This window comes from Paenibacillus sp. YAE3 (assembly GCF_057546105.1).
In genome coordinates, this window is sequence record NZ_BAAIYF010000002.1 from 173279 (window position 1) to 185749 (window position 12471).

General features: G+C 55.1%; 8 protein-coding genes. 1 reads left to right on the forward strand and 7 read right to left on the reverse strand.

Features of this window, described 5'->3' with window-relative positions; all coding sequences use genetic code 11:
- Positions 1–2: 2 nt before the first annotated feature.
- Together AC27KL_RS03660 and AC27KL_RS03665 are read right to left on the reverse strand one after the other, a co-directional pair.
- Positions 3–893: a carbohydrate ABC transporter permease gene (locus tag AC27KL_RS03660; RefSeq protein WP_487168896.1), complete on the reverse strand. Its 891-nt coding sequence runs from the start codon at positions 891–893 to the stop codon at positions 3–5.
- Between the two features lie 90 nt (positions 894–983).
- Positions 984–2402, reverse strand: a complete 1419-nt coding sequence (locus tag AC27KL_RS03665) for an ABC transporter substrate-binding protein (RefSeq protein WP_487168897.1) — start codon at positions 2400–2402, stop codon at positions 984–986.
- Between the two features lie 437 nt (positions 2403–2839).
- Between AC27KL_RS03665 and AC27KL_RS03670 the strand changes: the two genes are divergently transcribed.
- A complete protein-coding gene (locus AC27KL_RS03670; protein WP_487168898.1) occupies positions 2840–7657 on the forward strand; it encodes a S8 family serine peptidase in 4818 nt (1605 codons plus the stop codon).
- A 57-nt stretch (positions 7658–7714) separates the two neighbouring features.
- Here the strand turns inward: AC27KL_RS03670 and AC27KL_RS03675 are convergent, their stop codons facing one another.
- From AC27KL_RS03675 to AC27KL_RS03695, 5 genes are all read right to left on the reverse strand, one after another.
- A complete protein-coding gene (locus AC27KL_RS03675) occupies positions 7715–8065 on the reverse strand; it encodes a hypothetical protein (protein WP_339324551.1) in 351 nt (116 codons plus the stop codon).
- A 287-nt stretch (positions 8066–8352) separates the two neighbouring features.
- Positions 8353–9957, reverse strand: coding sequence for an amidohydrolase (locus tag AC27KL_RS03680; RefSeq protein WP_487168899.1), 1605 nt, complete (start codon positions 9955–9957; stop codon positions 8353–8355).
- Positions 9958–10118: 161 nt separating this feature from the next.
- Entirely contained in the window at positions 10119–11009 is an 891-nt protein-coding gene (locus tag AC27KL_RS03685; RefSeq protein WP_339324549.1) for an aldo/keto reductase, read from the reverse strand.
- A gap of 90 nt (positions 11010–11099) precedes the next feature.
- Positions 11100–11873: an SDR family NAD(P)-dependent oxidoreductase gene (locus AC27KL_RS03690; RefSeq protein ID WP_487168900.1), complete on the reverse strand. Its 774-nt coding sequence runs from the start codon at positions 11871–11873 to the stop codon at positions 11100–11102.
- Between the two features lie 32 nt (positions 11874–11905).
- Complete coding sequence (locus AC27KL_RS03695) at positions 11906–12433, reverse strand: GNAT family N-acetyltransferase (protein ID WP_487168901.1); 528 nt, start codon at positions 12431–12433, stop codon at positions 11906–11908.
- Positions 12434–12471 lie beyond the last annotated feature (38 nt).

Here is a 12471-nt window from a genome sequence, read left to right on the forward strand (position 1 = left end):
CTTTACTTTTTGAACGAACGGATATAAAACAAGCTGAGCACGATGCCGAGCAGCAGCAGGAGAAGCGAAATGGCCGTGCCGTAACCGAGCTGGTAGTTCACGAAAGCCTGGTTGTACATAAAAATCGGGAGCGTCGTCGTTTTGGTGCCCGGACCTCCGCCCGTCATGGCATAGATGAGACCGAACACGCCCAGCGTTTGCAGCGTGACGAGCATCGCGTTGGTCGTGATCGTTTCGCGGATGTAAGGGATGGTGATGCGCAGCAAGATTTGCAGCTTGGACGCGCCGTCCACGACGGCGGCCTCTTCGATTTCGCTTGGCACGTCATCCAGCGCCGCCTGAAAAACGAGCATGGAAAAAGCGGTACCGTGCCATATGTTCGCAAGGATGACGGTCAGCATCGGAACGGTAAACAGCCAGGTGACCGGAGAGATGCCAAAAAACGAAATGATCGCGTTCAGCGTGCCTTCGTCCCCAAAAAAGCTGTACAAGCATAAGGCGCACACGATCTCGGGCGTGACCCATCCGGCCAATACGACGGTGCCGATGACGCGCCGGAACGTCTTGTTTTTATTCTTCATTAGCAGGGCGATCAGAAAACCGAGCACCTGCTGGCCGATCACGGCCGATCCGATCAAGAAGACAAGCGTGTTCCATATGCTGATCCGGACCGTCGGGTCCTGAAACATCCGGGTATAATTGTCCAAACCGACAAATTTCAGCTCTTTGGCCGCTTCACCGGTCAATGCCAAATTCGTAAAGGAATAAAAAAACGTCAGCAGGATCGGATAGATAAAAAACAGCAGCATGATGACGATGGACGGCAGCAGGAAATAGAGCCAAGTCCAGTTTCTTTTTTGAAGCTGCGGGGATGATGCCGAAATCCCTCCCATGTTGAAGCCTCTCCTTTCTCGGATGAATGCGAACACCGCATGCCCGCGCTTCGCACCGGATGACGGTTCAGCGCAGGCATGCGGTGCCGCTTATTTTTCTATTGCATGATCCTGCCCGACAATGCGGGTGACGTCCTGTGCGTACTTGTTGGCGGCATCGGCCGCGGATGTGCCCGTGGCGACCGATTCGACCATCGTTTGGATTTGCGTCGACACTTCGGGATATTTGTCCTGGGCCGGCCGGAATTCGGCGTTTTTCAAATATTCGGTCGCGATTTCGTTAAACGGCATTTGGGTGTATTCCGGATCTTTGGCGACATCGGCGCGCACCGTGATGTTGCCGGACGACATGACGAGCTTTTGCGTGTTTTCCTTATTCAAAGCGAATTTGATAAAATCCCATGCCTCGTCTTTGTTCTTCGCATTGCTCGGAATGGAGAGCGCCCAGCCGCCCGCCAGCGTGATCGTTCCCGGCGCCTGGCCTTTGCTGGTCGGCATCGGGGCAAAACCGAGCACGTCTTTGTACTCGGGCCACGGGGAAGCTCCGCCTTCCAGGTAATTGCCCGTAATCCAGGAACCGTCGAGAGAAATCGCCAGCTTTCCTTTGGGGAGATATTCGCGCGTCGCCGTATTGCCGGCCTGCCCGTTCAACACTTTGGAGAGCGGCGGGCCCAGCTTTTCCTTTGCGACGGTCTCGATAAAAGCAAGCGCATCGTTGATGCCTTGGCTTTTGACGATCCATTTTTTGCTTGCGTCATCGTAGAGGCGTTCGCCCGTTCCGTACAACAGCATTTCGTAGGTCTGCATCGAGGTGGCTTCCCCCGTTGCCTTGCCAAGGTTCATCCAGATCGGAACGACGTCGCTGCCTGCTTTTTCCTTGATCGTTCTGGCCGCGGCGAGCACCTCATCCCACGATTTCGGCTTCCAGTCTTCGGGAAGGCCTGCCTTCTTGAAAATCTCTTTGTTGTACCAAAGCCCCCTCGAGTCCGTATTGTACGGCACGCCGTATACTTTGCCGTCGCTGGCGGTCACGCCTTTTTTCATGGCTTCGATGAACGAGCCGTTGCTCCAGTCCTCCCAACCTTTCAGCCTGTCGTCCAGCGGCTCCAGGAAGCCGGCGCTGGCATCCGAATTCAGCATGAACGTATCTTCGGTCACGATGTCCGGCGCGGTGTCTTTCGATTTGAGAGCCAGCGCGATTTTGGCAAAATAATCCCCTTCCGAAGCCTGAATCGGCGTCGGCTTGATTTCGACGTTTTTATTCGGATAGGACGCGGACACCTCTTTGATCCATTTGTATAACGTTCCTTTTTCCCCGGTGCCGTCGTCGCGGTAAGTGATCGTAATCGTTTTCTTTTCGGTCGCGGCTTTATCCCCGCCGCCCTGGGATGGGGCAGGATCATTCCCTTGTGCTTGAGGGGCCGAGCTTGAACCCGAGTTTGAGCAGCCCACCGTCACCGCAAGCAGCAAGGCCGACGACATCAGCGCCCATTTTCTTTTTGCGAGCATCTTCATATCCCTCCTTCGTTCGCTTTGAAAGCGATTCCGTAATTCATCTTTATTGCGCTTTGTCCGCAAATATTCAGGCAGGCCGCAAAAGTTCAGAGAACGATCTCTGGAGAATCCGGCCGATTTTTGCAAGATCGTTTTCGCCCTCCCCCATGTCCTGAAACCTATCCCGAACGACAGGAAGAGATGAAAAGACGAAACAACGGACGGTTCGGGGCGTTCGTCCCCGCAGAGGAAGATAGGCAACCGATTTCGACACCTCGAAAACGACGGCGTTCGCCAGGTCTGATTCTAAAGACTGTCCCTCTTCGGTCTCATACCAGAGAAATGTAAAAATTGTAAAATGTAAATGTATTTTACTAGTGTTCAATTATCGAAAGGAGCAAAGGAGGGCCGCATTCGCAGCATTTCATTATCGATTCTAAGGAGGATATGAATTGAGCAGAAAAAAGCCGTCTAAAGTTCGCAGCTATTCCATGCTTGCGCTGAGCACCGTGCTTGCGGTAGGAATCACCTCCCCCAGCGCGGTCTTCGCATCGCCGGATCGGTTAAAGCTTCCGGAACAAACCCAAATCAGTCTCGACTCCCTGCTGAAGCAAGGGCAAACGGCAAAGGATTTGCTAAAACAGAAAGCGCCGGATCTTCGTGCATTTTCTGCATCGAAGCAGCCTCTTAATTTGGTGGAGGAATCGGACAGCAGCGAGCCCATTTCGGTCATCGTTCAGCTGCAGAACGATCCGCTGAAAGTATACGAAGTCAAACCGTCGACCCGTGCACGCTCTTCGATCGGCAGCTATCAGGCACAACTGAACCAGGAGCACCTGAAGTTCAAATCCGCGGCGCTTGCCAAAACTTCCGCCCAATTCACCAAGGAATATTCGAAAGTGTTCAACGGTTACGCCGTCACCCTGCCGGCCAATCAGGTCGACCAGTTGTTGACGCTGCCCGGAGTCAAGGCGGTGTTCCCGAACGAGGAGGTCCATGCGCTCCCGATCGAAGAGAAGCCGGAAATGACTCCTTACATGGACGAAAGCGCCCCGCTCATCGGCGCAAACGAAATGTGGGACTCGGGATATGACGGCAAGGGGATTAAAGTAGCCGTTATCGATACGGGCATCGATTACAACCATCCCAGCTTGAAGGATGCCTACAAAGGCGGATACGATTTTGTGGACAACGATGCCGATCCGATGGAGACGCTGCCGGATCCCAGCAAACCGGTTAAAAACGGCAAACCTTACGATACCTCCCACGGTACGCACGTATCCGGCACCATTGCCGGCCGCGGAAACCCGGAACATCCCGATACGGGCAGCGGTTGGGTCCGCGGGGTAGCTCCAGCTTCCGACCTGTACGCCTACCGCGTTCTCGGCCCTTACGGCTCGGGCAGCACAGAAAACGTCATCGCGGGGATCGAAAAAGCGGTCAGCGACGGCGTGGACGTCATCAACCTGTCGCTGGGATCCTCCCAGAACAATCCGTATACGCCGGATTCGATCGCCGTGGATAATGCCGCATTAGCCGGCGTCACCGTCGTCGTGGCCAACGGCAACGACGGTCCCGGAGCCGAAACCGTGGGCAGCCCGGCTTCCGCCCAGCTGGCGATTTCGGTCGGCGCTTCGACGCCGCCGCTCAACACGCCTATTTTCATATCGGACAGCTTAGGCACGGTCTACGCCCAACTGGCGGCCGGTTCGGCCAAACTGGACAATACGGATGAAAAGCTGGAGCTGGTAAACGCGGGACTCGGCAAAGCGGATGATTACAAAAATGTGAATGTCGCCGGAAAAACGGTTCTCGTCTCCCGAGGCGAAATCTCTTTTGCCGAAAAATCCGAAAACGCCGCCAAAAACGGCGCAAAAGCACTCATCATTTATAACAATACGGCGGGGGAAATCAACGCTACGATCGAAGGCGCCAAACAATCCGTGCCAACCTACACCATTTCCCAGGACAGCGGACTGAAGCTGAAAGCGGCCGTCGAAAAGGGAGATAATCAGGTCGCCTTCAATTACAAGAAGGAGCAGGATTTGCTCGCCGACTTAAGCTCAAGAGGCCCTTCCCTGCCGCATTACGGCATCAAACCGGACATCGCCGCCCCGGGCGTCGGCATCAAATCTTCCATTCCGGCGTTTGACGGAGACTATGCCAATGCGTATGAGGAATTGCAGGGAACCAGTATGGCAACGCCTCACGTAGCCGGTTCGGCCGCGCTCTTGCTCGAGAAAAGCCGCAAAGACGGCCTCAGCTTGAAGCCGGATCAAATCAAAGCGTGGTTGACGAACAACGCGGTGCTGATGAAAGACCGTCAAGGCAACCCATACGGCGTAAACGAACAAGGTGCCGGCCGCGTCGATTTGAAACATACCGCCGATGCCCAAGCGATCGTCAAAGTCGAAGAGCCGTTGCCGGTTCCGCTTCAGGACGAAACGCACCAAACTTCCTATTCCGGCAGCCTCTCCTTCGGCCTGCTAAAGGCTGGATCGACGGTGACACGGAAGCTGAGCATCGATAATATCGCAGGCAGCAACCAGCACTACGCCGTATACGTCGATTGGGCGAGCAACAGCGGCCTGCAGCTGATCCCCGAGCTGTGCGATATCCATCTGAAGGCCAACGAGTCTTCATATGACCTGCCGGTTACGCTAACCATTCCGGAAGGAACGCCGGAAGGCATCTATCAAGGTCATATCCAGTTCACGCAGATGAAAACCGGACATCAGCTCCATGTGCCTTTCAGCGTATACGTCGGCGAAACCTTCGAACAGCCGGCCATGACGTCCGTAGAAGTGGATCCGATTTATCTCTCTACGGCCGAAGGCGGCAATGGGATGGCTACGGTGTATTACTCGTTGAATGAGAAGGTCGAGGATTACGGCTTCTACCTATTTGGCCCAACCGCGAACGACGATAACTTATCGCTGCTTGGCCTAATTTACAGAGAAGATTTCCAAAATAAACTCGATCCGTTCTACTATTCGTTTGATTGGGATGGGACGATCATCGGTTTGGACGGAAAAGAGACGAAGTTGAACAAGGACGCCAACCCTGACGGGATTTATGCCTTAGTTCCGGTCGTCTTCAAAGTGGGCGAAGAGGAACCGATTCTGTTGGAGGACTCGCTCAAGGCATTCCTTTTGGACAATACGGCGCCTACAGCCGTGCTTCCCGAGAAAGTGACGGTAAATGCCGAGAAACCAAATGAAGGCATATTGCAAGGCCGCATTGAAGACGACTTGTTGCTGCAATATCTCGGTACCGCCCAAGAATACGTCCATGTAAAAGCGGTCGTGGATACGGCCAATAACCAGGAATTTGCGGGCACGATCGATGCTAAAGACAACTTTACCGTCAAGTTCCCGTTAACGCAGGGATCGAACAAAATCCAGCTCTTCGTCTACGACGATGCCGGAAACGGTTCGGCAGTGCCGGCCAAAACCTATGAGTACGCATTAAAAGACGGCAGTACGGCCGTTGGACTCGCTACGGTCCAAGAAAGCGTGTATACGAACGAACCTTTTGACGTTAACGTTCATTTCGAGGGTGCCGAAGACGTTCAACGCATGACCGTCGACGTCACGTACGATGCTGAACTGAAACTGAATCAAGTAACGCCGGGCGCCAAAGACATTCAAGTCGAATCGCAGCAAAACGTCGCCGCAGCCGGCCATGCCGACGGCAAAAAAACCGTGACTTTCGGCTTCGAGCTGGACCAACCGGCGAAAACCGGCACGTTGGCCCATTTCACGTTTACGCCATCCGAACCCGGAATTTTCTCGCTGGATCTCAGCAATGTAAAATTGTGGAATGCCGAACAAAAAGAAGTTGCTGCATCGACGTTAACCGGGATCCAAGTTAAAGTAACCGACCGGAACGTTTCGTATGATTCTCAGAATCCTGACCAAAACAATCCGGTGACCGAGCCTGACAAGGGATCGGAACAGCCGGGCGGCAACCCGTCCGCTGAACCTTCCAAGGACAACCAAACATCCGGCTCCTTGAAGGTCACCAGAGAGAAATTCCAATCGGCTCCATCCGTGGAAACATCCGAAAAACCGGTGCCGAACCGAATGCCTTGCTCGAAACCTAACCCGAATCCAGGCAGCCCGGATCCCGATCCGAATCCAGGCAGCGGTAACGGAGGCGGTTCATGGTCCGGCGGAGGATCGGCATCCCAAACGCCAAGCACGCCACCCGGCACGAAACTGGCTGCCGGCGTGTTGACTGAAAAAGGTACCGGCGAGCAAAAAACGGCCGAACTGAACGTTGATGCCTCATATCTGACAGGACAGCTCAACAAATCGGACAGCAAAAACGTGACGGTGGACCTTAGCGACGCGTCGTTCGATTCCTACCATCCGTTCACCCTGAAGATCGGCAGTACGCTGACGGAGCAGCTGCTGAAATCGGGCAAGCCATTGATCATCAAAGGCAAAGGTTTTGAGATCCACGTTCCGGCCGGCACCCTTAAAAGCTTCGTGGCGAAAGACGGGCTTTCCGTCTCGTTCAGCTTTAGCGGTACCGCTGCAGGAACGATTCAAGCCCCGGCCGGCGGCAGCGCTGGTTTCGTTTCCGGCGCCCTGACGATCAACGACCCGGCGACGGCGCTGACTTCCCCGGTGTCCATCACACTGGCGCTCGATGCCGGGAAGGTGAAAAACCGCGGCAAAGTCGGCATCTTCGCGAAAAACAAGGAAGGCGTATGGACCTATGCCGCTTCGGGCAATAACCAAACCGGATTTGTCACGTTCCAAACATCCAAACTTGGCGCGTTCAGCGCGGTTGAAGCCCTCAAAACCTTTAACGACATCGTCCATCATTGGGCCAAAAACGAAATCGAAGTGATCGCTTCCCATTACCTGGCGAACGGCAAGGACGCAACGGATACTTATAAACCGAATGACCCCGTGACGCAAGCGGAATTCCTGTCCCTGCTTGACCGGCTTCTTGGCACGGGCAAAACATGGAGCGACCGCGCGGCCGAGACAGGTTCCAGCCATCCGTTAAGCCGCGAGGAGCTCGCCGCATTGCTTGCTCAAGCATTAGGCGCCGGTTCGACCGGGGGAGGCTCTGATCTTGCCTTCAAGGATGGGGACGATATCCGGGATTCGGCCAAAGGAGCCGTTTCCTATGCCGTTGAAAAAGGGTATTTGAAAGGCAATCCGAACGGAACCTTCAATCCGAAAGGCAAATTGACCCGGGCTGAAGCCGGCATCATCTTGTACCGCATTCTTCAAGAGCTGCAATCCAAATAAAACCACGCTAAAAACGGCAGGCAGCGGAGAGGATTCTCCGCAACGCCCGCCGTTTTTTCATTTTACCCGATCCACCTGCAGCAACGTGATCTCTTTGCATTCATACGTGTCTTGGAGCGCTTCTTCTTTGACGACCCCCAGCTTGACCAGTCCGGCGATTTTGCCGGGGTCGGATTTGGAGAGCAGCTTCCACACTTCCAGATCCGGAAGCGCTTCGAACAATTTCTCGTCGTCGTATTCCTTGCGCGTTTGCGAGACAAGTTTGACCCGGTAAGGCCCGGAGATGAAGTCCGCCGTCCCTTGTTCCCTGCAATAGCCGATGATTTCATCGCGAAGCTCTTTAAGCTCCTGCTCGGTTTCTTTTTGCTGCTGTTTCAGCTGAAAATACCTTTTGACGATCTTTTCCATGTCCTGATCACTCTCCCCTTCTACTACATGTGTATGCAGCAAAAGGCACGGATTAGGACGCCTGGCGCGGCTCGCCTATGAATCTTGCGGTAGATCTGCCCTCCTTTTTTAAACCTTTGGGCTGTAGATAGAGACTATGAAAAATAAGGGTATCATCGAATGGTCAAGGTGTGAGCAGATACGATGTTTTTCTATTGTGAATTTTTCATATGATGATATTTTATCATATATGGCTAACGGTTGTTGCCGCAAGCTAAACCGATCCGGACGAGATTCGGATGTTTCCTTTATTCCGCCCCGCCTCGGCCCTCGTACACGACGTTTCCGTTCACTACCGTCATTTGCACGATATCCTGCAGCAGCACATCCGGATTTTCATGAAACGGATCGCGGCGCAAAATCGTGAAATCCGCCGCATATCCTTTTTCGATCATCCCCCGGTCCGATTCATGGCCGCCGGCATACGCGCTCCCTCTCGTATACAACGCAATCGCCTCGTACATGCTTAAACGCTCATTTTCGCCATAAACGGTATCCTGAAACGGTTTGGTGCGGGTGACGGCCGCATGGATGCCTTCGAGCGGGGACACCTTTTCGATGGGCGCGTCGGAACCTCCGGCACATGGGATGCCCTGCTCCAGCAGCGTCCGCCAGGCATACACCAGCCTCTCCCCGGGATCGCCGATCCGTTCCATGACCCAGGGAAAGTCGGACGCGACAAAACTCGGCTGAATGTCCGTGATGACCGGCAGCCGTTTCATCCGCGCCACCAACCCGGGGCGCAATATTTGGCCGTGAATCAGGCGATCCCTTTTCCCGTCCGGGCAAGGGTGTTTCTCCAAATGCGCGAGCACCAATTCCGCCGCCCCATCCCCGATCGCATGCGCGGCAACCGCCATGCCGTGAGCTCTTGCTTTCATGACCAAGCGATCCAGCTCAGGCTCCGCATGAACGGCGACGCCCGAAGTCGACGGGTCATCCGCGTACGGCCGGCTGAGCAGCGCGGTTCTGCCGCCCAAAGCCCCGTCGGCAAACAGCTTCATGGCCCCGAACTCGAGCAGCGGCGACCGGATCTGCTCCCCCCGTCCCGCGGCGAGCCATTCGTCCAATGCCAAATGATGAACGAGCAGATGGGCCCTGAAATGTTTTTGCCGCCCATGAATCACCGTGTCGAATGCGCGCATGGTCCGGCTGCAGCTGCCATAATAACTTAAATCCTCCGTATGGCCGCCCGTCAGCCCCTTGGCCCAGCAATCTTCGATGGCTGCCGCAAGCGCCGCTTCCAAATATTCGTCCGTCGGGCCCGGCACGGCACGGAGGACAAGATCCTGGGCGGACTCCTTCAAAATACCGTTCAGCCGTCCGTGCGCATCCCTTTCCAGCACGCCTCCCGCCGGATCCGGCAGGTCATCGTCGATGCCTGCTGCCTGCAAAGCCGCCGTATTGGCGGCCATCATATGCCTGCACACCCTGCGCAGCAGCACGGGATGCTCAGGAGCCGCGTCGTCCAAAAATTCCCTCTCCGGCTTTCCGGAGTCATCCCATTCGTTTTCGTTCCAGCCTTCGCCCAGGATCCACATCCCTTTCGGGAGCACCGACGCCTGTTTCTTAACGGCTTCGAGCACTTCATCTCGGCTGCGGCAGCCTCCCAGCTGGAGCTTGAGGAAGGTTTCGCCGTGACCGATCAAATGCATATGGCTGTCCACGAATCCCGGGAACATCGCCGCGCCTCCCAAATCCCGAACCTCATCGATCTTTCCGCGATATGTTCTTTCCAGCTCGTCCAACCGCCCGGCATCCCGGATCGCTCCGCCTTCGGTGTACACCGCTTCCACCGTATGGGATTCCCGCAACATCGTGTAGATGGTGCCGCCCTTCCACAACGTCCCCATCGTATTCCTCCTTTGCCCTGATCTCTTTTAGCTATTGTGAATTTTTCATATGTTGAAATATTAATCAAAGGACCGGCCCCCGTGTCCGTATGCCCCGCCTGCAAACAAAAAAGCGGCCCTAGCAGGCCGCTTTTTTGCGCATTCGTCAGCCCGCCGGCCGATCAGGTTTTACCCACCCAATCTTCTCCGGCGACCTGCTTCCAGCGGGCACGTATGTTTTCGTATTCCGGGCCGGACAACGTGCTCGTGCGCAGCAGCTCCGCGTTTTCCGCCCATCTTCCCGGCTTTTGCGTGCCGACCACCGCCGTATGCACGCCGGGCACGGTCAAAGCAAAACGGAGCGCCGTTGCGACGGCCCGATCATGATCCGCCAGGAAGTCATATCCGAGCTCTTTCAGCCGTTGCCAGTAGACGTAAGGATATGCTTTTTCGGACAACGTCTCGTATGTCCAGGCGACATTGGCCACGGGCCTTTTCGCGACCACGCCCATTTGCCGCTCCACGGCCTCCGGCAGCACCAAATCGATCCCTTCCTGGTCGGCAATGTTGAGCGATATCATCAAGCTGTCGAACAAGCCGGTTTGCACCGCGTAACGGGCATCGGTCCGGTCGCCGCTGTAGCCGATAAACCGTGTTTTCCCCTGCTGCTTCGCCTTTTGCAGCACCTCGATCACCGCGCCTTGGCGCAGTATTTTTTCCGAGCAGCTGTGCAGGTGGATGACGTCCACGTAATCCGTGCGGAGTCGCTTCAGGCTGCGGTCAATGCTTTTTTCCAGCATCGCGGGGTTCCAGTCCTCGTCTTCGAAACCGGCCGAATGGCCGCATTTCGTGAACAAATAATAATCGTCCCTGCGGCGGGATAACGCCTTGCCGATCAGTTCCTCGCTGTCGCCGTAGCATTCCGCCGTGTCAATGACGTTCAGTCCGGCGTCCAGCGCTTCGTTCAGCAGCTTTTCAACCTTGGCCAAGTCGGTTTCGGACCCGATTTCCGAGCCGCCGAAGCCAAGAATGCTGACTTCCATCCCCGTTTTGCCAAAAATACGCTTTTCCATCTTCCAGCCTCCTTATTCATCATACGTGATGTGAACCAGGTATCCTTCCGGCGAGAGCGTCTTGCTGATCAATCCTGCAGCATCCATTCGTTAAAAACCGTATATGCTCATGCCTCCATCGACAAGGAGGGTTTGCCCGGTCATGTAGTTGGCCGCGTCCGAAGCCAGGAACACGACGGGCCCGACGACCTCCTCCAGCTGTCCCACCCGATTGAGCGGCGTGCGGTCGAGAATGTCCTGCAAATATTGTTCGTCGCTTAAAAGCTTTTCGGTCAGCGGCGTCCGGAAATACCACGGTCCGACGGCATTGACCAAAATCCCGTACTTTCCCCATTCCAGCGCCAAAATTTTCGTCATATGGATCAGCGCCGCCTTGGTTGAGCCGTACACCACGCCGGTGCGAAGCGCAGTATGGCCCCCGACGGACGAAATGTTGATGATTTTGCCGCCGCCGTGGTCTTTCATGTAACGTCCCGCCGTCTGCGACGCGATAAACGCGGACTTCAGATTCGTCTGCATGATCGTCTCCCATTCGTCGTCCGTCACTTCCAGCGCCGGCGTGCGGATGTTCATTCCCGCATTGTTCACCAAAATATCGAGTCGTCCGGCTTCGGCGATCAGCTTGTCAAAAGCGCCTTCGATTTCCTTCCGCACCGTAATGTCCGCAGGAATGACATAAGGCTTTGCATTCGTATGTTTGCGGATGAGTTCCGCCGTTTCCTCCAAATCGGCTGCCGTCCGCGACACCAAAGCGACGTCGCATCCCGATTCCGCCAGCCCGACCGCAAGCGCGCGGCCGATGCCGCGTCCCGCGCCCGTCACGAGCGCCGTTTTTCCTTCAAGCTTAAACGATGGCAAATACATGCTGTAAACGCTCCTCTCCATCCTGTCCTGTTTTAATTTATGGCATGAACTTTGTGCGACGTAAAATATTGGCTGACGTTCCCGCTTGACGGATGGATTTTCTCCTCGAATTGCTGATCCGTATATCCGCCGATCACTTTCCGCCAAAATGCCTGAGCGGGCAGGTTTTTTTTCACCTGGGTCACTTTCCACCGTCCCTGGAAGCGGTCGAAGAGCTCGCATGCAGCCCAGCTTCCCAATCCGCAGCGGCGGTATTTTTGCATAACGAAAAATTCGGTCATGTAATAGTCGCCTTCCTCCGATTCGGTTAAACGGTCCACGAGCGCAAAGCCGGCGGGATGTCCCCCATGCGTCATCAGAAAAGGATATTTCCCCGTCCCCCTTCTCCAATAGTCGTCCAGGCCCGGATAGCCGGGAAACACGCCGTCCTGGTTCACTTCCAAATCCGTATATAGGGTGAAATCATATAAATACAGCTGCATCAGGCCGGCAATGACCTGTTTTCGCCGCGCGGGCACGAGATCCAATCTGAAATCCACGAATTCACCTCTTTTTATCATGCAGGTATGTAGATCGTATCATATCCAATATATAACTT

Bases quoted from the DNA above. Each gene is read 5' to 3' on its own strand.
- AC27KL_RS03660 (WP_487168896.1), bottom strand. From the start codon at position 893: ATGGGAGGGATTTCGGCATCATCCCCGCAGCTTCAAAAAAGAAACTGG.
- AC27KL_RS03665 (WP_487168897.1), bottom strand. From the start codon at position 2,402: ATGCTCGCAAAAAGAAAATGGGCGCTGATGTCGTCGGCCTTGCTGCTT.
- AC27KL_RS03675 (WP_339324551.1), bottom strand. From the start codon at position 8,065: ATGGAAAAGATCGTCAAAAGGTATTTTCAGCTGAAACAGCAGCAAAAA.
- AC27KL_RS03680 (WP_487168899.1), bottom strand. From the start codon at position 9,957: ATGGGGACGTTGTGGAAGGGCGGCACCATCTACACGATGTTGCGGGAA.
- AC27KL_RS03685 (WP_339324549.1), bottom strand. From the start codon at position 11,009: ATGGAAAAGCGTATTTTTGGCAAAACGGGGATGGAAGTCAGCATTCTT.
- AC27KL_RS03690 (WP_487168900.1), bottom strand. From the start codon at position 11,873: ATGTATTTGCCATCGTTTAAGCTTGAAGGAAAAACGGCGCTCGTGACG.
- AC27KL_RS03695 (WP_487168901.1), bottom strand. From the start codon at position 12,433: ATGATAAAAAGAGGTGAATTCGTGGATTTCAGATTGGATCTCGTGCCC.